This window comes from Halioglobus sp. Uisw_031 (assembly GCF_047729875.1).
GTDB lineage: Bacteria > Pseudomonadota > Gammaproteobacteria > Pseudomonadales > Halieaceae > Marimicrobium.
In genome coordinates, this window is the sequence record NZ_CP159826.1 from 1,340,150 (window position 1) to 1,360,658 (window position 20,509).

Annotated in this window: 20 protein-coding genes; 9 read left to right on the forward strand and 11 right to left on the reverse strand. The window is 51.1% G+C overall.

The features are described from left to right. Nucleotides 1-30: 30 nt before the first annotated feature. From ABXT62_RS06185 to ABXT62_RS06195, 3 genes are all read right to left on the reverse strand, one after another. Nucleotides 31-1,692: a B12-binding domain-containing radical SAM protein gene (locus tag ABXT62_RS06185; RefSeq protein ID WP_415357727.1), complete on the reverse strand. Its 1,662-nt coding sequence runs from the start codon at nt 1,690-1,692 to the stop codon at nt 31-33. A gap of 261 nt (nt 1,693-1,953) precedes the next feature. Further along, nucleotides 1,954-2,763, reverse strand: coding sequence for a class I SAM-dependent methyltransferase (locus ABXT62_RS06190; RefSeq protein ID WP_415357728.1), 810 nt, complete (start codon nt 2,761-2,763; stop codon nt 1,954-1,956). 227 nt (nt 2,764-2,990) lie between these two features. Continuing rightward, the gene (locus ABXT62_RS06195) at nt 2,991-4,613 is read right to left on the reverse strand and encodes an ArnT family glycosyltransferase (protein ID WP_415357729.1); all 1,623 of its coding nucleotides are present in this window, start codon (nt 4,611-4,613) and stop codon (nt 2,991-2,993) included. A gap of 368 nt (nt 4,614-4,981) precedes the next feature. Between ABXT62_RS06195 and ABXT62_RS06200 the strand changes: the two genes are divergently transcribed. Together ABXT62_RS06200 and ABXT62_RS06205 are read left to right on the forward strand one after the other, a co-directional pair. Then, nucleotides 4,982-5,728: a methyltransferase domain-containing protein gene (locus tag ABXT62_RS06200; RefSeq protein ID WP_415357730.1), complete on the forward strand. Its 747-nt coding sequence runs from the start codon at nt 4,982-4,984 to the stop codon at nt 5,726-5,728. An 85-nt stretch (nt 5,729-5,813) separates the two neighbouring features. Then, nucleotides 5,814-6,188 carry a GtrA family protein gene (locus ABXT62_RS06205; protein ID WP_415357731.1) on the forward strand — a complete coding sequence of 125 codons (375 nt, stop codon included), beginning with the start codon at nt 5,814-5,816 and terminating at the stop codon, nt 6,186-6,188. 57 nt (nt 6,189-6,245) lie between these two features. Here ABXT62_RS06205 and ABXT62_RS06210 read toward each other — a convergent pair whose 3' ends face one another. Then, on the reverse strand, nt 6,246-7,016 hold the full coding sequence (locus tag ABXT62_RS06210) for an enoyl-CoA hydratase (protein ID WP_415357732.1): 771 nt from the start codon (nt 7,014-7,016) through the stop codon (nt 6,246-6,248). Nucleotides 7,017-7,019: 3 nt separating this feature from the next. After that, nucleotides 7,020-7,859, reverse strand: a complete 840-nt coding sequence (locus ABXT62_RS06215; RefSeq protein ID WP_415357733.1) for an SDR family oxidoreductase — start codon at nt 7,857-7,859, stop codon at nt 7,020-7,022. A gap of 174 nt (nt 7,860-8,033) precedes the next feature. Here ABXT62_RS06215 and ABXT62_RS06220 point away from each other — a divergent pair, with 174 nt between their 5' ends. From ABXT62_RS06220 to ABXT62_RS06230, 3 genes are read left to right on the forward strand one after another with little or no spacing between them, the layout of a single operon-like run. After that, the gene (locus tag ABXT62_RS06220) at nt 8,034-8,480 is read left to right on the forward strand and encodes a 2,4'-dihydroxyacetophenone dioxygenase family protein (protein ID WP_415357734.1); all 447 of its coding nucleotides are present in this window, start codon (nt 8,034-8,036) and stop codon (nt 8,478-8,480) included. Nucleotides 8,481-8,482: 2 nt separating this feature from the next. Then, nucleotides 8,483-9,685: a cytochrome P450 gene (locus tag ABXT62_RS06225; RefSeq protein ID WP_415357735.1), complete on the forward strand. Its 1,203-nt coding sequence runs from the start codon at nt 8,483-8,485 to the stop codon at nt 9,683-9,685. A 1-nt stretch (nt 9,686) separates the two neighbouring features. After that, complete coding sequence (locus ABXT62_RS06230) at nt 9,687-10,454, forward strand: glucose 1-dehydrogenase (protein WP_415357736.1); 768 nt, start codon at nt 9,687-9,689, stop codon at nt 10,452-10,454. Nucleotides 10,455-10,540: 86 nt separating this feature from the next. Here ABXT62_RS06230 and ABXT62_RS06235 read toward each other — a convergent pair whose 3' ends face one another. After that, nucleotides 10,541-11,455: an SDR family NAD(P)-dependent oxidoreductase gene (locus tag ABXT62_RS06235; protein ID WP_415357737.1), complete on the reverse strand. Its 915-nt coding sequence runs from the start codon at nt 11,453-11,455 to the stop codon at nt 10,541-10,543. 56 nt (nt 11,456-11,511) lie between these two features. Beyond that, nucleotides 11,512-12,687 (reverse strand): steroid 3-ketoacyl-CoA thiolase, encoded by a 1,176-nt coding sequence (locus tag ABXT62_RS06240; RefSeq protein ID WP_415357738.1) that lies wholly within the window; start codon nt 12,685-12,687, stop codon nt 11,512-11,514. A 287-nt stretch (nt 12,688-12,974) separates the two neighbouring features. Between ABXT62_RS06240 and ABXT62_RS06245 the strand changes: the two genes are divergently transcribed. After that, on the forward strand, nt 12,975-13,442 hold the full coding sequence (locus tag ABXT62_RS06245) for a MaoC family dehydratase (protein WP_415357739.1): 468 nt from the start codon (nt 12,975-12,977) through the stop codon (nt 13,440-13,442). 191 nt (nt 13,443-13,633) lie between these two features. On the opposite strand, the gene ABXT62_RS06250 is transcribed toward ABXT62_RS06245, so the two are convergent. From ABXT62_RS06250 to ABXT62_RS06265, 4 genes are read right to left on the reverse strand one after another with little or no spacing between them, the layout of a single operon-like run. Continuing rightward, nucleotides 13,634-14,809: a lipid-transfer protein gene (locus ABXT62_RS06250; RefSeq protein ID WP_415357740.1), complete on the reverse strand. Its 1,176-nt coding sequence runs from the start codon at nt 14,807-14,809 to the stop codon at nt 13,634-13,636. Between the two features lie 3 nt (nt 14,810-14,812). Next, nucleotides 14,813-15,244 (reverse strand): acyl dehydratase, encoded by a 432-nt coding sequence (locus tag ABXT62_RS06255; protein WP_415357741.1) that lies wholly within the window; start codon nt 15,242-15,244, stop codon nt 14,813-14,815. Then, nucleotides 15,241-16,215 carry a bifunctional MaoC family dehydratase N-terminal/OB-fold nucleic acid binding domain-containing protein gene (locus ABXT62_RS06260; RefSeq protein ID WP_415357742.1) on the reverse strand — a complete coding sequence of 325 codons (975 nt, stop codon included), beginning with the start codon at nt 16,213-16,215 and terminating at the stop codon, nt 15,241-15,243. The genes ABXT62_RS06255 and ABXT62_RS06260 overlap by 4 nt, the downstream gene beginning before the upstream one ends. 34 nt (nt 16,216-16,249) lie before the next feature. Continuing rightward, nucleotides 16,250-17,422: an acyl-CoA dehydrogenase family protein gene (locus ABXT62_RS06265; RefSeq protein ID WP_415357743.1), complete on the reverse strand. Its 1,173-nt coding sequence runs from the start codon at nt 17,420-17,422 to the stop codon at nt 16,250-16,252. Nucleotides 17,423-17,494: 72 nt separating this feature from the next. Between ABXT62_RS06265 and ABXT62_RS06270 the strand changes: the two genes are divergently transcribed. Genes ABXT62_RS06270 through ABXT62_RS06280 form a run of 3 tightly spaced genes read left to right on the forward strand, consistent with a single transcriptional unit; the run spans nt 17,495 to nt 20,488 of the window. After that, the gene (locus ABXT62_RS06270; RefSeq protein WP_415357744.1) at nt 17,495-18,199 is read left to right on the forward strand and encodes a TetR/AcrR family transcriptional regulator; all 705 of its coding nucleotides are present in this window, start codon (nt 17,495-17,497) and stop codon (nt 18,197-18,199) included. A gap of 11 nt (nt 18,200-18,210) precedes the next feature. Further along, nucleotides 18,211-19,371 carry an acyl-CoA dehydrogenase family protein gene (locus ABXT62_RS06275; protein ID WP_415357745.1) on the forward strand — a complete coding sequence of 387 codons (1,161 nt, stop codon included), beginning with the start codon at nt 18,211-18,213 and terminating at the stop codon, nt 19,369-19,371. 55 nt (nt 19,372-19,426) lie between these two features. After that, nucleotides 19,427-20,488: an alkene reductase gene (locus ABXT62_RS06280; RefSeq protein ID WP_415357746.1), complete on the forward strand. Its 1,062-nt coding sequence runs from the start codon at nt 19,427-19,429 to the stop codon at nt 20,486-20,488. Nucleotides 20,489-20,509: the final 21 nt, after the last annotated feature.

Consider the following 20,509-nt stretch of genomic DNA (forward strand, 5'->3'; position numbering starts at 1 on the left):
GCTTAATCAACTAACCTAAATCTGAAAATCTTAGCGAAATATTAGCCGGAAAATTTTACGATACATGTGACGATACGCGTAGAAAGTACGGTTGTCGAAAACCAACTTATGAATGCCGTCCTTCGTGTCCTTCTTATAGCGGGAGTAAAGGGTCTTTAGGACACGCTCCGTTTTGGTTTTTTCGATGCCGCGCAATACATTAAAAATGGTACCGGCGAATTGTCCTGGGTGGTAGATAATACGCGTGAGTAGAAAGCTGAGATATGCTTTTTTGCGCACCCAGTCGAGTTCCTTGCCGTCCACTTCGTCGTTGAAGGATACAGCGTTGGCAAGATCGCCTACTGTAAGCAGATCCAGCCAGTCCATATCCTTAATTTTGTGCTTGCTGGGCTCCCACAACGGGGTGCCAGGGAGCGGGATAAACAGTCCGAAGTTAACCTCGTCAACACCGACCTTCGCGAGCTCACGAGCATAGGATATGGTCATTTCCATGTCCGCCCGAGTCTCCCCCGGTAAACCAAGTACAAAATAAGCTGCGACTTTTAGCCCCAGCTTATGCGCTGTAGCACCGCACTGCTTTAGATGCTCAAGGTCGAAGTCCTTACCCTTTTGAATAATATCCTCGAGCACACGAGGCGAGCCACTTTCTGGAGCCAGCGTTACATGCTCACAACCACTTTCTTTCATAGCCCGAAGCATTTCTTCATCGATGCGGCTGGCTCTAATGCCATTGGGAGTTTGCCAAGTTATGTCTAATTTGCGGCGTTTGATTTCATCGCAGATTTGAATCAACCGCTTGACGTTGATCGTCATGTTGTCATCTTCGAAATGGAACTCGCGTATATTCCACGTCTTGATGCAGTATTCGATCTCATCTGCGACGTCGGTGGCGCTGCGCGACACCCAGCGGGTTTTTCGAGATGCGCAAAATGTGCAACCGTAAGGGCAGCCGCGGGAGCTGATCATGGAAGTCCAGCGCCCATTGGAGTAGCCATGGGATTCCTGCGCCTTTATATACTCTTCCATCGGCAGCAGGTGACGAGCGGGGAACGGTATGCTGTCGCTATTGAGCTTGGTATTTCGCTCCAATTTCTCTGTGCCCATCTGGCAGTTTCCATTCTCATCGAGATAGGCCAGGTTGCTTATGTCGCCGCCAACATTACTTTGGAAAAGAACGTTGTCCTGCAGCAGTTTTTGACAGAGATGAAGAAAGGGATTTTCTCCTTCGCCGAGCACAACAAAATCGACGAACTCGCGATCTTCGTCTAGGATTTCAGCGTACAGTGCGCTGGGGTGAGGTCCGCCTAAAACAATTTTTATATCGCTGTTGAACGATCTGATTTGTCGAGACAGTTCCTGGACAACAGGATATGCGAAGGAAAACAAATTGGATATGCCAACAATTTTTACCTCGTCATCGAGGAGAGCCACGATGTCCTCAAAACCCAATCCACGCACGAAGGTTTCTTTATAAAAGCTGTTAATAGTGCCAGGGGACAGGCCTACTGCATCGATAATATCTACCGATATAGCATTCTGCTCTAGAATAGCAGCGATATAAGCAATGCCCAGAGGTGGGGTGATCCCGCTCGCCACCTGGTTTTTAGTAAACACCTGGGGCGGGTTGATCAGGATGACCTGCGAATTCACGCTTGGAGGCCTATAACCAACATACTGAAATGACCTATTCATGTTTAGGGTAACCCTATGCTTTATAGGGCGTTATACGGCACTTCTATTCTCTAGTATAGAAAATTTTTGCGATATTGTACAGGTAGAGTTAGCCTCTGATCAGGACTAAAGCCCTGATTTTTGTACGGATTTATTGCGTATAGATGAATCCATCGTCGTGATGGGAGGGCGTTAACGGCACCACGTGGTTCCGTGCGTGTTCGACCCTGCTCTGCGGTGGTACAATTTGAACATTGTGGTCTGCTAAGTCGAATGAAAAGCTTAGACCTTCTTGCCCTTGACGCTCCAGCTATAGCCATGTCGATGATGTATTTCAATATCCTGAAATCCTGCCATTTCCAATAGAGCCAGCGCTTCATGCTTTTTATAATATTTCAAATACGTAGGATTTAGCTGATCGTAAATCACTAGGCGCCTTTTTTTAGCGGTCATAGGCCACCAAACGACATTAAGGTAGCGCATTAGCGGCAGTGGGATTAGCTTGCCAACTAGACGATAGAGGCAAAGTGTCCAGTAAAGTATGCGCACGATACTAACCAAAAGAAAATGAGGCAAAAAAGTCGTGAGTTTTCTTAGAGGTTGGACGAACTTTAGATACAGTTCATTCCCTTCATAACTACAAAGCCAAAAAAAGATTTCTCCTCCTGATTTTAAAGCATCATAACACCGCTTCACGGTTTCGTCCGGCTCGCTAATGAACTCAATGACGCCGATAGAAATGACGTAATCAACTGACTCATCGATCGCCCATTGGTCCCCCCGCTTATTTAACGGGGTAACGTCTCCTCCTCTTTTCATCGCAGCGACATTTTTTTTGAGTTTCTCAAAAGCTCCAGTGGCCGGCTCTATAGCGTAAACATGAGACGCCCCAGACTCGAGCAACATGCCAACTATTCGTCCAGTACCACTGCCTATATCGACCACACTCTTGCCTTTCAGGTCACTGGTGCTCATCAAAGGAGAAATTATGTCAGAAAATAGATCCAATGATGCGTACCAGCCATCGTTATCGTCGTAACGTGTCCACTGCGCATCAAAATCCTGAATTGTTTTTTCATCTAACGCTGACATGTATCAACTCCAATGGGAGGGAAATTTTTATGTCTTAGGCTCGCGCCGCCGATTAGTTTGGGGAAAGTAATACGAAACCAACTGCTTTGTCGCCTTTCGGTGATATTTCTCTACCTTTGCGTGGGCGAACTACGATAGCACCAGACCTGCGAGGTTAAATCAATGCCGGCGCTTAAGCTAGACCCTGAGGTCATTCTCTGCTTTTTTGTCAGAAAAATGCCGGGTGACTACTGCTTACTTTCATCCGATGTCGCTAGAATCGGTTTCCAGACCTGCACATTGAAGCCCCCTCCGCCTCGTCGTTTTGCCAATGGCAACCTCACATTAGCAGTTTTTTTATAGTTGGCCTCTAGCAGCGTTTTAGTATCTGTTACAGAATTCTGGCTCGAGCTGGGAAATCGCATGTATTCGTCTATCAGTAATACATCGAACGCCTGATTCTTGATCTTGGTTTGAATAAGTTCGATATGACGCTCCCAGATTTCTGAGATCCTGTTTTTCTCGTCGCTTTTCACAAAGGATGCGGGCTTGTTCTTTGCGAGGGGAAAATAGCGAGTATGGCCGTTGAGATAAACTGGACTCTCATTTGTCATGACCTCCTGAAGGACGAGAGTGGAAGCATATAGGTCGTTTGCCTCCGCAATTTCCTGCTTGATTATTTGCCAACTCTTTTCGTTGACCGAAAAATCTGTAGGCAGCATAGCGTAGTTGTTATACAGCGCAAACACTATCAGAATTTTGATAGGCCAGCGCCACTTAGGCATTCCCGAGATAAGTGCGAAGATTCCAACAAGTAAAAAGGGCGAAATTAGCTGGAAAAAATACGTTAAATAATTTCCGGCATTTTTTCCCAAAGAAAGCGAAATGATGAGAATCGAACAGGTACAACAAATCCATATATAATTGGGCTTCTGCAGAAGCAGTGGCGCGTCCATATCGGCAAAGCTCACAAGCTTTTTTTCCTGTAAATTCTGTACTTGCTGAGTACTTGAAAATATTCGCGAATAACATTTCTGTACGGACCAAGCCGCTAAAATGACCAATAAAGGAAGGTATGTCAGCGTGTATTCCCTGAATTGCGTAACAAGGTGCGCATAAGAGGAAGCGAGTTTGGACACTGATTGAACAGCAAAGAAAGTATTGTCAAAATAATACGGTGATGTATAAGAGACGAAAATCATAGCGACGATAAACGCAGCTAAGGCGGCAAGACCAAAGGCCATGGCGCGCTTCTTAGACTCAGCGAGGAACAGATAGAAAGCTATATAGCCTAGACAAGCTATAAAATACTGCTTTGTGTAAAACGCGAGTATTCCAAGTATTATTGCTGTGCAAAGACTGCGCTTGGAAAAGCCATAGACCCAAGGGATGATGATGGCCGAGAGGAATAAAAATAAACCCAAACTGTTTGGGCTGGCAATGGGTGTGGAGTAGTAGAGTAAGCCCGCGTATAAAAGCGTAGCGGCAGCAAAGCTTTCGGTTCTCGCTACTAATTCCTTGCGGCAGACGTAGAAGATAATGGCGCAGCATGCCAAGATAAATAGCGCCGCCACTACCCGGTGCAACTCCAGCGTTGCACCAAACACACGAGAAAGCGGCGCAACGAGAATGTTATATAAGAGGGGGTACACGCTCATTCGAGCCGGTTGACTCTGCAATGAGTAAGGGCTGCCTCCCTGCTCGACAGTAGCCGTTATCGCGAGCATCCCGCCTTCATTATAGTCAAGCGGGTAGTCGTGAGATATGAGCTGTATATGGTTATAAGTTATGCCGACAGCAAACAATATTATACAGGCCAAGTAGATACTGTTGAGTGCAATGCCTAGCTTGGCTAAATAATTCGCGGTCATTCTAATCCTGCTATATAGAGACTTAAGGTTTTATATCTAGAGATGGATATGCGTCGCTGCGAGTGAAAATACATGCAAGTCTAGCATAGGCCTGACGGACTAAGTGAGTCAGGCTGTTTGTAACGGCACTCTCCCCACATCATAAACGTAAACGTCAATCCTACCCTCATGTTACTTCGTTCGAGCAACCCGCGTAGAGGTTAAATTCTGGCAATAGCCGCCGTCGGAGAGTATATTGTGGTCGAGCTTTTTTGTGCAATAGTAGGCTCTTGAGCACGTATTTTTATGACCTATAATAACGCAGCTTTCTATCACAAAGGTGTTACTGCGAATCATGAAGCTATTAGTGAAAACGATATGAAAATGCTATGAAGACAACTTTCTCAAACCATCTCTATGATATGTGCTATCCACCGGGAATTGAGTATCACTGGTGGACTTTGGCCCGCAATCGGCTGTTGGCGAATATCCTCCGCAGTGAATCCGGTGGTACTGGTGTGTTTCTTGAAGTGGGGTGTGGTAAAGGAGTGGTTGTCAAGAGTCTCAAGGACTGTGGCTTCAACATACATGGCGTTGAGCTGGCTAACGTTGAGCCCATGGAGGGAGCGCAACTATTGGTGGATTCAGGCACGGATGCCTGTGAGTGGGCGATTGAAAGGAGGTCTCAAATTACCGGACTTCTGCTGCTGGACGTACTTGAGCACTTGCCCGAGCCCGAAGAGTTTTTAAAGCAGCTAGAAAGTAGTTTTCCAAAATTGGCTGTTATTATTATCACCGTGCCTACTTGCCAGGAAATCTGGTCTAACTATGACTCATTCTGCGGCCATTATAGGCGCTACACGTTGGGGATGCTTGATGAGCTGGCTACACAGCTCAAATGGAAAACGAAAAGTGCCGGTTATTTTTTTCGTTTCCCATACTTGCCCATGAGGCTGATGTCTTTGCTTGGGGTTGACCGTAATACCCAAATCAACCCCCCTACAAAAATGATGCGGCCACTTCATCGGCTGGTTTCAGCAGCTTGCCAATTAGAGCAGGCATTAGTGCCGGGGCGCATACGCGGAAGCAGTGCGTATGGCGTTTACTACACTGATAGAGTAGGGCAGACACAATGATCATCTGTTTTCTTAGAACCTGCGAGGCTCGCTGTGCGGTTCTGCGAGTATGTTGCTTTTGTGATCAAAATTTCAAGCCTGTGCCATGCTCAAGCTAGTCCGCTTCATCCTCGTAGGGGGAAGTACTACCTTAGTGTGTCTTGTGCTTATTTTGCTAATGGTTGACGGTTTGCATTTGCACATTGTGCTGGGCAGCACTATCGCTGTAATTTTGGCATCCGTTTATAACTACTGCCTGCACTACTACTGGACGTTTTCATCAGATACACCTCATGGCTTCGTGCTTATTAGATACTTGGTGATGTGTCTCTGCGCTTTGATTATAAATGGTCTGGTGATGCACTTTGGGGTCAAGGTACTGCCGGTGCACTATCTTGTGGTCCAGTTTCTTGCCAGTGTGGTACTGGTTCTATGGAGCTTTATTATCAGCTTTTTTTGGGTTTTTTCTCCAAAATCCTAAATGCGTCCAGCTCAACTTCCATCCAGTCTGCTGTGGTCAAGAAGGGCGAATACCTGGTCATTCCTTTTCACTTCGCCCTTTCTCTAAGACCTCCTGGCGTCTCCCCTCAATCATTTCCCCCGAGGCTTGCTTCGCCCACCAGATCGCTCGTGCCTCTTCCCATTCCAGCGCGTCGTCCAGCAGCATGGAGTAGCCGTCCTTAATCAGGGTTTGGTACTGCTCCAGTACCGCTGGCACGCAGCCGCAAATGTCCTGCGCCATTTTTATGGCTCTGGGTAATAATGCGTCTTCTGGCACCACGTGATTGACGAGGCCCCATTCATACGCCTGCTGGGCAAAAACCGGTGCACCGGTGAAGGCGATTTCTTTGGCACGGGACAGTCCAATCAAGCGCGGTAGCTTTTGGCTAAGACCCCAGCCCGGTAGCATGCCGACACGGGCATGAGTGTCGGCAAAGCGGGCGTTTTCAGAGGCGAGCAGGATGTCGCAGGCCAGCGCCATTTCAAAGCCACCGGTGATACAGTGCCCATTGACCGCCCCAATAATAGGGCCTGTAAAAGCCTCCATAGCCTGAGCTATCACATTGTCGGCCTCTTCAGCGGCATTGTTCGAGTCACTCGAGCCCAGCTCCTTTAAGTCGAATCCAGCGCAGAATGCCTTGCCACTCCCCGTCAGAATAATCACCCGAATGTCGGGGTCTTCAGTACAGTCTGTGAAGACTGCAACAAAATCCATGCGCAGTTCACGTGAAAGCGCGTTCATTACCAGCGGACGATTCAGTGTGACGATAGCGAAGCCCCGGTGCTTTTCCAGGAGTACAGTATTCATAATTTAGGTTCCCAGTAGAGAGCGTGATTGAAGCAACTTAAGTTCCTTGGCAATGGCCGGGCCGCGCAATACATTCTTTGGATCCCAAGCCTCCAGTGGCTCGTTATCCGCCAGCCAGCTGACCACCGCAGCGATAGCGGCAGGCGAGCAGGGCTTGAATCGTGCCATAACGGCGTCGTCGATTCCGGCAAGTCGCATCACGTCGGTCATGACCAGACCTGGCTCAAGGTTAAATACACGCAATCCCTTAGCGGGGTGTTCAGCGCGAAGCGATGCTGCCATGCGCGCCAGTGCGGCTTTGGAGGATGGGTAAGCGAAGCCCCAGCCTCCATTGTTGGCGGCCGCGGGTGGATCAGTGAAGGCGCTATGAGACACCATGTTGAGCACCGTGCCACTCTTGCGATCAATCATGCCCGGGACAATCGCTTTAACCAGGGCCAGAGGGGTAAAGACATTGCCCTGATAGATGGCCCATAATTGCTCTTCGGCAACGTCAAGAAGAGCCTCAATATTGCCTGTGCCTTGATAAACCGCATTATTGAACAGCAGGTCTATCCGGCCGAAATGTTTCAGCGCGGCCTCAGCTGCTGCCACCATAGATCGTGGTTCAAGGATGTCGCCGCGCAGACACAAGGCGTCGCCTCCGACACTTTCTACGGCTTTGGCGGTTGCTTCAAGGCTGCCAGGCAGTGCGACAGAACTTCCGACATGGTCATGGTGTTCGCCATCGGTGAGCGTTCTTGCAGTGATGGCCACACGATATCCCGCGCTGGCAAGAGCCACTGCTGATTCTGCTCCGATACCTCGACTTGCGCCGGTGATGAAGGCTACCTTGTCGTTCATAAGAGTACTCTCCTGCTGATGATTGTGTCGTGTGGTTTAGAATGCTTTCATCCCCGCGATTTGTGACAGAAAACTTCAGCCTAAGGCTGCCATACAATACGGGTGTTGTGCTAGGGTGACAACGGTTTGACAGAGATTGAAACTTGTTATTTTAGACATTGAGGGAGAGTATAAGTGACAGCACCAGAGGCAGTTCATATTGGGCGGGACGATTTGCCCTATATCGATATCGGAGACGGCAGTAAACTACGGGTTGTTCAGGTTAAGCCCAAAGAAGGTTTGTGGATCGTTGAAAACATTTTTCAGGCTGGCTATGAGGTCGACACCCATAAGCATACGGGTCCTGTGTGGGGCTACACACGTTCCGGAGCATGGAAATATAAAGAGTATGAGTATGTTAATCGCGCAGGATCATTTTTATATGAGCCCGCAGGCTCGGTGCATACGCTGCAATGTATCGAAGACGATACTCAAGTGTGGTTCCAAATGTACGGTGCGAATATCAATCTAGATGCTGAGGGGAATATCACGTCGGTGGTTGATGGCCCGATGACGCTAGAATTTTATTTGGCCGTTTGTGCTGATCTTGGCCTTCCTCCACCTAATGTCTTGGTAGATTAAGCATGCAAATCGATGTCTATAATCCAGACAATTATAGGAGCGGTATTCCGCATCAGCAGTTTGCTTGGCTGCGCGAAAATGCCCCCGTTCACTGGCAGGAACATCCGGCGGGGCATGGTTACTGGGTACTGAGTAAGCATGCAGATGTACTTGCGGTGTCGCGCGATAACAAAACATTTTCTGCTGAAGCGGGTTTCGTCATGGTCGATGATTTGCCGCCCGATATCTTAGAGATGGCGCGCAATCAGCTATTGGGTATGGATCCGCCAAAACATGGGCCGCTGCGGCGCGCCGTGATTACCCGGTTTACGTCAAGGATGCTGGCGGAGCTGGAGCCACAGGTGCGCCAGATAACCCGCGATGTGATGGCGCAGATAACACTGCCGCAGGAAGTCAACTTTGTGGAGAGTCTGGCGGGCGATTTGCCGACCGCTGTGATTTGCTCCATGCTGCAAATTCCTCGAGACATGTGGGGGAAAATTCGCCATTGGTCAGACCTACAGACATCCGGGTCTGACCCTGATTTGGGAGGTACTCCGGAGGAGATCAATCAAGCCAGTGTGGAGATGGGGACCTACGGCTTTCAGTTAGCCTGTGAGCGCAAAGATCAGGGAGGCGACGATCTCATTTCCCTGTTGGTCAATCACGAGGTGGACGGGCACCAGCTGTCGGAAATGGAGTTTGCATCGCTGTTCATTCAGCTCACGGTAGCGGGAAACGAAACCACGCGCGGCCTGATAAGCAGTGGTATGCAGGAGCTGCTTAAGCGACCGGCACTCTACCAACAGTTGCAAGCGCACCCCGAGCAATTGCCGCTGGCGATTGAGGAAATGCTGCGTTGGACCTGTCCATTGCACTACTTTCGTCGCACGGCGACTTGTGACACGGAGATTCGCGGTCAGAAAATCAGAGCAGGAGACCGGGTGGTGATGCTTTATAGCTCGGCTAATTTTGATGAAGAGGTATTTGTTGATCCGATGAATTTCGACATCACGCGCAGCCACAATCCGCATATGGCATTCGGTCATGGCATACACCTGTGCCTGGGCGCTAATCTTGCGCGCATGGAAGCTAGGGCTTTTTTTGAAGAATTTTTTAAGCATTTTTCAGGGATTGAGTCCGGTGCTCAGCCGGTTTACATCCGTTCCAACAGCATTCATGGATTCAAGGATATGCCAGTGTTTCTGACGCCGCGCGAGCAGTGACATGAAAACCAAAGTCGCGCTGGTGATGGGTGGCGGGGCAGGTACTGGGCGTGCCACTGCCCTGGCTTTTGTCGCAGAGGGCGCAAGTGTCGTCATCGCCGATGTGAATGAAGAGGGTGGTCGTGAAACCCTGGCGCAGGTCCAAGCGCAAGGTGGACACGGACTTTTTGTTAGGGCAGACATGAGCGCGGCCGCGGATGTACAGAACGTGGTCGCGCAAACTCTCCAGGTGTTCGGCGGCTTGCATATGGTGTCCAATAACGCGGCGCTGAGTGCACCGAACAAACCGGTAACGGATCTTAGCGAAGACGAATGGGATCGTTGCATGGCCGTCACGCTTCGTGGCGCATGGTTGTGCATGAAATATCAATTGCCACTGATAGAGGCGTCGGGAGGAGGAGCTATTGTGAATGTTGCCTCCGTGTCGGGTATCCGTGGCGAAGCGTTTCAGTCTGCCTACGCCGCCGCTAAGGGTGGAGTGATCAATCTCAGTAAAACGGTAGCGGTCGAGTATGCGAAGCGCGGGATTCGGGTAAATACTGTCTGTCCGGGTGGAATTAATTCCGGCGGCATGGCCTTTTATTTAGAAAAAATGCCTGAAATGCGCGATCGTGCTTTGAAAGCGCATGCGATGGGTCGACTAGCTGAGCCAAAAGAAATCGCCGACGCAGTGGTTTATCTGTGTTCAGATCGCGCATCCTTTATTACTGGGCATGATCTGGTGGTCGATGGTGGGATTATGGTGAGGTCAAACGTCATTGATCTTTAACCTGCGTGCGATAGATCGCTTAAGCAGGCAGCATTAAAAAAGGCGACCCCATTGGCCGCCTCTATTGTATACCCTCAGCGGTTTGCCTAGACCGGCGAAACGGAATAGCCACCCCATACGGGGTAATAGTTTTCGTCATAGTGTGATGCGAGAGACGCATGTAAATCATCCAACTCCCATTTTTTGGCGCCTTGGGGGTTTATGAAGACATCGCTCAGGGTAGGGCGCTGCAGGATCTGTACTTCGTTGCCCCAGACTACGAGTACCTCACCGGAAATGCTTGCCGCTTCGGGTGAGCTTAAATAACCCACCAATGGCGCGACATTGGCGGGATCGAATACGTGGAAGCCACCATCAGCCGGTGCCTGGAACATTTCTGCGGTCTGGCCACTTGACGTCATATCCGTCAGCGCTCGCGGCATAATCACGTTGCTGGTAATGCCGTATTTGGTCAGCAGTTGCGCTGCGCCCATCGCCATGGCGATAATGCCAGCCTTGGCAGAGGCATAATTGGGCTGACCGGGGGAGCCATAGATAGCCGCTTCCGAGGATGTGCTGATCAGGCGACCGTAGACCACTTCCCCAGTTTTGGCCTTGTCACGCCAGTAGGCAGTGGCGTTGCGCATGTTGACGAAATGGCCGCGCAGGTGCACTCGTACTACGGAATCAAATTCATCATCACTCATGCCGAAGATAGTTTTGTCACGGCAAAACCCCGCGTTATTGATCATAATGTTGAGGTCACCATATGCCTCCAGTGTACTTTTTAGTAGATTGTCTGCGTCGTTGCTGTCGGCGCAATCGCCCAATACAGCCATCGCTTCACCACCAAAAGCTTTGATCTCTTCAACAGCTGAATGAGCGGCTTCTGCTGCGTCCGGTCGGTCGATGTCATTAATCACGACACGAGCACCTTGGTGTGCTAATTGAATGGCTTCCTCGCGTCCGAGGCCACGGCCGGCGCCTGTGATTACGGCGACTTTGCCTGTCAGGTCTCCCATGAAAGTTCTCCTTAAATTGTGAAGTGAAGGGGCCTACCGTGGGCGGGCCCGGTAAATCAAATGCGTTCGATAATCGTTCCCGTGCCGACTGATGAGCCACAGCACATAGCAATAAGTGCTGTGCTCTTGCCGGATCGCTCCAGTTCATGCAGTGCGGTAGTAATCAGCCGTGCTCCCGTTGAGCCAACGGGATGACCCAGAGCGATAGCGCCGCCATTGACGTTGACCTTGTCCATGTCTGCGTTGTATACCTGCGCCCATGAGAGAACGACGGCAGCGAAGGCTTCATTGATTTCCACGAGGTCAATATCCGCCATAGTCATGCCGCTCTTTTTCAGTAGTGCGGCGGTGGCGTCAACCGGACCGTCCAACAAGTAGTAGGGGTCAGTGCCAATCACGCAATCGGCGATGATGCGTGCGCGCGGTTTGAGGCCGCGAGCTCTGGCCTCGTCTGCGGTCATCCACAATACTGCAGCGGATCCGTCGGAAATCTGTGAGGAATTTCCTGCGGTGTGAATGGTGTTTTCCATCACTGGCTTGAGCCCTGCGAGCGCTTCCATCGTGGTTTCGCGTAGGCCTTGATCGCGCGATACTGTGCGAGTTTCTCCCGTAGGATTACCGTCGGTATCCATGATGGGCGCTTCTACTTGGAATACTTCACGATCGAAACGTCCTTCCGCCCAAGCTTGCTTGGCGCGAAGTTGGGAGTTGTATGCTAATTGATCAGCCATTTCACGCGTAATGCCGCGGTTGTCGGCAATACGTTGTGCGCTGGTAAATTGGTCGTGACTAGAATCCCATGGCCAATCGGTGGGAATAAAGTAGCCGGGCCCATTATAGACGTTGGCGCCTAATCCGACTCGACTCATAGCTTCTACGCCACAGGCGATGCCGATATTGACGGAGCCGCTTGCGACCATAGACGAGATCATGTGGTTGGCCGTTTGCGCAGAGCCGCATTGGTTGTCTAGCGTAGTGCCGCCCGCGGTATAGTCTTTACCTAGCGTGAGCCAAGCATTACGCGTGATATTGCCCGCCTGTTCGCCCGCCTGGGTGACACAGCCGCCGGCCAAATAGTCAACGTCGGCGTGGTCTAGACCGCTACGGCTGACAATTTCCTGCAGCGACAGGGCCAATAATTTTGTAGCATGAAAGTCAGACAAATCTCCGACACCGGGTTTGCCGCGGGCGATAGGAGTTCTGACGGCTTCTACGATAACTGCTTCGCGCATGATGGATCCTCAAATAATAGGAGTTGCGTTTACCGGAACTGAGATGAATTAAAATTGAAAAACTAGTGTACTAGACAAGGCCCGGATTTCAATGACGAATCAGGCCACACTGGAGATGACATTCTGCCGATTTTGAACGTGTACAGAAACATTAAAGCGACGAGAAAGACTCGCTAGTATAGATGATTAAGCCGATTTCCAATTGGTTGTTCTCCTATCAAGCCTGTAAAATACAGTCACCACCGATAGATTAAGTCACTATTTGAGTAACGAGGGGAGAGTTGGATATGAAGCAGTATGCATATAACGATGTTGAAGCGCTGCAGGAGTTGGTGTCGGACGAGTTTGGTTCTTGGAGTGGGCAGGTGGAGATTACCCAGACGCTGGTCGATCAGTTTGCGGCGCTGACGGGTGACACTTACTGGATTCACACTGATCCTGAGAAAGCAAAAACCGACAGTCCGTTTGGCGTTACTATAGCCCACGGGTTCCTGACGCTAGTGCTGCTGCCGAAAATGGTTGGTGAGCCCAGTTATGAAGTGACCGGCTACAACAATATTTTGAATTATGGCTCTGATAAACTGCGCTTTATCGGCCCCGTTCCTGTGGGTAGTGCTGTTCATTGCCGCAGCAGAGTCAAGGGAGTGACCGCGACACCTAAGGGGACTAAGCTACTGATGGAACAGCATATTCATGTTGTTGGACAGGATGAACGCCCTGTTTTAGTGTACGAAATGATTATAATTTACATGTAATGCTGACCTGCCTGCTAGGTAGCAGGTCTTATATCTAGCGGGGGCTTTCCTCCTTTTTTATGCGGGGTGCGTTGACAAAATGGGCTGTGGTGATGCGCAGACCCTTTCGTTTTTTGAAGCTGGCTCATGGCAATGAGGTATTCACGGCTGAGCAAACTGGATGTCGGCCGTTTCGCCCGGCAAAAATTGTCTCAGTCCATCTTCCCTAAAATCGCTCCACCGGTCGGGATTCCGACACCGGACGTGACTAGCGCATGATTGACGGTTTTTGCTGGCTGGTTTGCTGAGGTGCCACGCACCAACCGGGTAGCTTCAACGATGCCATTAACGCCGTGAATATAGGCCTCACTGAGCTGCCCTCCATGGGTGTTAGTAGGGAGTCTGCCGTCCGTTCTCAATGCGCCGTCTTTCACAAAATCGCCGGACTCGCCATAGCCGCAGAAACCCCATGCCTCAAGTTGCCATAGCACAATGGGAGAGAAGGCATCGTAAATTACGGCAGCATCAATATCGTCGACAGAAAGTCCGCTCATGGCATAAACATTTTTTGCCGCCGTTTCCATTTCGGGAATTCCGGCAAATTCCTCGCGATAAAACGAGGTCATTTGCTCTTGATTGTCTGCTGCACATTGCGCGACCCCGCGCACACTGACGCCCGGCTGTTTCAGATCACGGGCACGTTCAGGAGTGGTCACGATCACTGCTGAGCCGCCGTCACTTTCCTGGCAGCAGTCGAACAATTGCAGTGGGTCGGCAATCATTCGTGCTGCGTCATATTCGGCGCGATCAAAATTTCTACCATAAAAGAAAGCAGCTGGATTATTAGCGCCATAAACACGAGTTGAGTGCGCCACCTCAAACAGAGCGTCTTTGGTAACGCCAGTGTTGTGCATCCATCGCTGAGTGAACATTGCGACCCAACTGGCGGGAGTCAGCAAGCCATAGGGCATATACCAGCCCCAATGGATGGCATCAGCTGTGGTAATGTCGCCGGCAACGCCACCAGAGAAGCGGTGCCCGCTGCGACCATTCAATGCGCGATATACCACAACCGTTTCTGCCATCCCGGTCGCCACGGCCATGGTTGCCTGATGCAGGCAGCTGGTGGCAGCACCGCCGCCATAATGCGAGCGGCCATAGAAAGTCAATTCACCCACGCCTAGCGCTCGGGCGACTTCGATTTCGTCATTTGTATCCATGGTGAAGGTCGCCATACCGTCGATATCACTGGGCTTTAGCCCCGCGTCATCGATAGCAGCTTTGACCGCCTGTACCGCCAGCGACAGCTCTGAAACACCCGAATCTTTGCTGAATTTGGTATTACCGATACCGACGATTACTGCTTTGTCTTTTACGTTAGCGATCACGGTTCAGGACTCCTTGGGCAATGTCAGTTGAACGGTGCCCTGCATGTGCATGCCCCATATATTATTTTCTCCGGTCACGGCGAGGTCTACCAGTCCACTATCTTTGTCCAGTGCTGTAACTTCGCCGCTAACAGTCATTAGCATGCCCGGTATGTTAGGGGCACCCAAACGCAGGTCCACCGATTTGACCACAGCTTCCGGACCGCTCCAATCGGTAGCGAAGCGAGTCATCAGGCCTTGACTGGTGAGTATGTTCATAAATACATCAGGCAGCCCCACGGCTTGTGCGGCGGCCTTGCTATGATGTACCGGCTCGAAATCACGCGTGGCCAGAGCGCCACAGACCACTAGGCCCGTCGTGATGTCGATGTCCGCAGCGGGTAGTTTGTCGCCAACGGATACGTCGGCACGGGTGAGTGTTTTGAATTCGCTCATGGTCTTATTCCTGGTGACGCCGGATAGAACTGCGGCAACATAGTTTTCTCGTCCACCTGCTCGAGCACGCCTTTCACTTTCATGCCGATATGTACCTCTGATGGATCACAGCCGATGACGTTTGAAACCAAGTTAGTGCCCTCTGCTAATTTGATAACGGCACAAACCAACGGATACTGGTAGCCTGGGATCTTGGGGTGGTGCAGTTCTGTATGGCTAAGAATTTCACCGTCCAGCGTGGATTCGATGGAATCCCATTCCATGGATTGACATTCACCGCACATGGGTCGGGGCGGATGGCGCAGGGTCTGGCAGCTTTTACAGCGCTGTATCAGTACTTTGCCGTCGTCACAGGCTTCCCACCACCACTTGTTGTCGTAGCCGCGAGGTGAGGCTATGCGGGTTGGCACGTCCAGTTTGTCCTCGCTGGCGGCCGCAGCAGGTTGTTCCTGTGGAATAAATTTCAGCACCTTGAAGCGCTGCGTGCCAATCTTTTCACCGCGCTGGTCAGTGAACGTCGACAGCGTTTCGAAAAAATATCCGGTGCCGCGCCCGGTCGTTTTACGCTCGGAGATATTGTCGATAATCATCTCAATGGTGACGTTGTCGCCGGGGCTGACCTCCTTGAAATACTCCTGCTTTACATTCGTGCCCAGCACGCCGGTGTAGCCGTGCTTGTCGAAGACGCTAACGAGATTCGACATTGCATTAGGTGCGCGACCTTTGGTGACTTGAAAGCCCTCCTGGCCCCAGACATACATCATAGCGGGAGGTGAGATAGTGCTTCCGCGAATGCTTTTAGCAGCCCAGTCTTTGTCGAGATAGGCCGGATTGTTATCGCCCATGACTTCCGCCCACTGGCGAATCATGGCCTCGTTTATATCATCCGCTGCGGGTGTCAGTGGATAGACTTCCTGGCCTACGAAGGCGTAAATCTCTGACTCAATGGCTTTTTGCTCATCCGTTGTCATCTGGCACAGTTCCTATTGCAGTTATCGGTTGTTTCTAGCGGTGCGATGGCATGCCAAGTCCATGAGTGGCGACCAGTCCACGCAATACTTCTACTACGCCACCGCCGAAGGTACTAATAGTAGCGCGGCGGTACTCATGCTCTAGATCACCATGCAGCACGGCGCCCTCACTGCCAGCGGCTATCAGAGCATGGGGGCCCACGACGTCCATCAGTATGCGGCAAATTTCCAGCATGATTTCAGTTGAGTAGACTTTAATTGCAGAGGGGAAGACCGGGTCCATCTTTTGCTGGTCGAGCTGCCAAGACATGCGTGCGTTCATAACACGCATAGCCTCAAGGTGTGCATAGACTTCTGCAAGATTACGCTGGGTAAGAGGATCATCGATGACGCGCTGCCCATCGGCATTCTTGGTATTACGCGCCCACTCCAGAGCCGCCCGAAAAATTTTCCAGCCCTGTATGCCCCATGCGGCGAGACCGACGCGTTCGTGATTGAGCTGCTCAGTTATCAAACGCCAGCCACCATTTTCTTCGCCGATAATCATATCAGCGGGTACTTTTACATCGGTATAATACGTTACGTTGGTGCGCACACCACCCATGGTGTGGATAGGGCCGAAAGAAAACCCGGGGTCTTTGGTGTCCATCACCAATATAGAAATGCCCTTATGCTTTGGAACGTCTGGATTGGTGCGGGCCGCCAACCACACGTAGTCTGCACCTTCAGCGCCACTGGTATAGACTTTATTGCCGTTCACTAGATAGTGGTCACCCTGCCTGACGGCAGAGGTCGTTAGAGCTGCAAGATCAGTGCCGGCACCGGGTTCGGTATAGCCAATGGCAAAGTGAAGCTCGCCGCCTGCTATGCCGGGAAGGAAGCGTTTCTTTTGTTCGTCAGTACCTTTGCTGATGATGGATGGGCCGACAGTGTTGAGTGTTACGAAGGGCGTAGGCGCGCCTGCTAGTAGGGCCTCCTCATAGCGAATAAGTTGTTCACTGTCGGTAAGGCCGCGACCACCGTATTGCTCCGGCCAGCCGACCGCCAGCATACCATCGAGGCCTTGCTGCCGGATGAGAGCCTTATAAAGATCACCACTTTCCGCGCTGCGCAATTCCTCGCGGTGTTCGGGCTTAATCAGATTGGAGAAATAGGCGCGAAATTCTTTGCGCAACTCTTTTTGATGGTCTGTGTAGTCAACGAACATGTGCAGGCTCCTTTCAATTAATGACACATATAATATTGATTTTGAATTCAAATTCAACTATTTTATCACCCTATGTCTGAAATTACTGCCAAATCATCCAAGAGTACCGGTGCGCTCAGCGCGCGGGGAGAGCGCGCCCGTGCAGGTTTGAAGGAAGCCGCGCTGGCTGTACTTGAGCGTGAGGGCTACCACAAGATGCGTATAGCCGATGTTACCGGCGAGGCAGGGGTCGCCCAAGGCTTGTTTTATCACTATTTCAAGGATCTGAAGTCCCTTACATTGGAGGTTCTCACGGATTTCTCCATGGCCAGCAATGACCCAGCGCAAGTAGAGAAGTATGTATCCAAAGGTGACTGGTACGCGCGGATTTACGCGCACAACCTCGTTGTGGTGCGTACGTATGCAAAACGTCCGGGGGTTATGCGGTCTCTATTGCAATTAGCGGACGAGGATGAAGTATTCTCCAGCATGTTGCGCGCGAACTACCGTAACCAGTTAATGTGGCTGGTGGATCTCATGCCGAAACTGTTTCCCGACGTGCATTTCAGAAAAAACCAGTCGCTAATGGTGGTGTACTCCCTAGCCGGCATTGGCGAGGGGTTGATACGCGAATACTTTATTAACGAGAGTAAGACGCTGCGTGCTGCGGATTTGTCCGTAGAGCAGTTCGCAGAGCTACTGTCCACTATGTTTTATCGAGCACTATTTCTTCAGCAACCTGAGGAAAAGAAGCTCAAATATACCCGCAACCTGACTGCCATGGTCAGGACCTACTGAGGCATGCAATTATGAACTTCACTTTTAGTGACGACCAGAATTCAATTCGCGAACTGGCTTGCCAGATTTTTTCCGATCGCGCCAGCGACGAATTTCTGCTGGGTTTCTCGCGCACAGACGAGACGTATGACGAGACGTTATGGCAAACGCTGGCAGATCAGGGTTTATTAGGGGTGGCCATCCCCGAATCTGCCGGCGGCACGGGTCTGGGTCTCACTGAACTTTGTATGGTGCTGGAAGAACAGGGGAGACGCGTTGCGCCGGTACCGCTTTACGCTTCGTTGGTCTTGGGTGGTCTACCTATTGCCGAATTCGGTTCGACGAAACAGCAGCAACGTTATCTTCCGTCGCTCGCTTCCGGCAAAGCAAAATTTAGTGCAGCTATCGCCGAGCTGGGCATGAATGTCGCAATCGCGACTAAAGTCTCAGCCACGCAGGGTGCCCAGGGCTGGATACTCGACGGCAAAAAAGCGGTCGTACCGGATGGTGCGGTGGCGGATTTTATTCTTGTACCGGCTGAGGATGCTAAAGGACAGCAAACCGTATTTGTCGTTGATATCAGTGCACCGGGTGTGACCGTTCAGAGTGTCGAGATTGGCCTGTCCGGTGAAAGAGCAGCCCATTTGATATTGGAAAATGTCACCGTCGCTGACGATACCGTACTGGGCGTGCCTGGACAGGGTGCAGACATTATTGAGTGGCTGGAGCAGCGTGCCAATGTCTGTCACTGCGCATTGCAGGTTGGTGTTACCGAAGAGGCCATGAAGCGTACGGCGGATTTCCTAGGTGAGCGCAAACAATTCGGGGTTGCTCTGGGCACGTTTCAGGCATTGGCCATGCGTATGGCGGATAGCTACATCGACGTGGAAGCGATTCGTTCTACCTACTGGCTGGCGCTGTGGCGTCTCAGCGAGGGACTGGATGCACGCGCTGAAGTGCGAGCCGCAAAATGGTGGGCCTGTGATGCTGCGCATCGGATAGTGTGCTCGGCACAACATTTGCACGGCGGTATCGGCGCTGATGTCGAATATCCCATTCACCGTTTTTACCTGATGGCAAAGCAGATCAGCTTCTCTCTGGGTAATGCCAGTCAGCAGTTGGAAAAGTTGGGCCGTTTGCTGGCGGAGGATGACAGCCTTGGTTTTCGTGCAATGGAAGTAGAAGAGGCTTGATAAAATTCACGACTGACTCCTTGAATTTGAATCACGAGCGAGTCAAAGGACCACTATGGATTTGTTTACACCATTAAATCTTGGTGCGTTGGAATTGCGCAACCGCGTTGTGATGGCGCCCATGACGCGCAGTCGCGCGGGTAAGGATGGCTTGCCCACCGACATTATGGTGGATTATTACAGCCAGCGTGCTACCGCTGGACTGATCATTTCTGAAGGTATTGCTCCTAGTGCGGACGGGCGTGGGTACTGTCGTACCCCTGGAATTTATAGTGAGGAGCAGGTTAGAGCTTGGGCCCGTATCACCGATGCGGTGCATGAAAAGGGCGGTTGTATGGTGGCACAGCTCATGCATGTGGGCAGGGTAGCCAACGTGCTGAATAAAGGGGCAGGTAGTGAAACAGTCGCACCCTCGGCGATTCGTGCTCGCGGGAAAATGTACACTGATTTGCAGGGTATGCAGCCTTTTGATGAGCCCCGTGCCTTGGCGCTGAGCGAGATTGTACAGGTGATAGCGGATTATCAGAGGGCGACGGAAAATGCATTTTCCGCTGGTTTTGATGGCGTCGAATTACACTGCACCAGCGGCTACCTGCCGGCTCAGTTTCTTTGTAGTGGTACCAACAAACGTACCGATGATTACGGTGGTAGTGCTGCCAACAGAGCACGTTTCGTACTCGAAGTGCTGGAGGCTATGGCCAGCGTTGACGGCGCACAGCGTGTGGGTATGCGCATCTGTCCAGACAATCCTTTTAACGACATTGAGGATGACGACCCGCAACACACATTCGACTACCTGCTACAGGAAGCTAAGTCTCTGAATCTGGCGTACCTGCATGTCATACGCTTTCCGAAAGGGCGCGTGGACAATATTGCACTCGGCCAGTGTTATTTTGGTGATCGATTGATTGGTAATGAGAGCTATAGCTTTGAAGAAGCCGGAGCCGCAGTTGCGGCCGGAGAGCTCGCCGCGGTATCGTTTGGCCGGCATTTTATTGCAAACCCAGATTTGGTCGAGCGATGGCAGTCCGGTGAGCAGCTAACAGCCTTCGATCTGCATACGCTTTATACGCCTGGTGCAGAGGGCTATAGCAGCTACCCTCGAGCAGGCGTCTGACACATCCAAAATTATATTTGA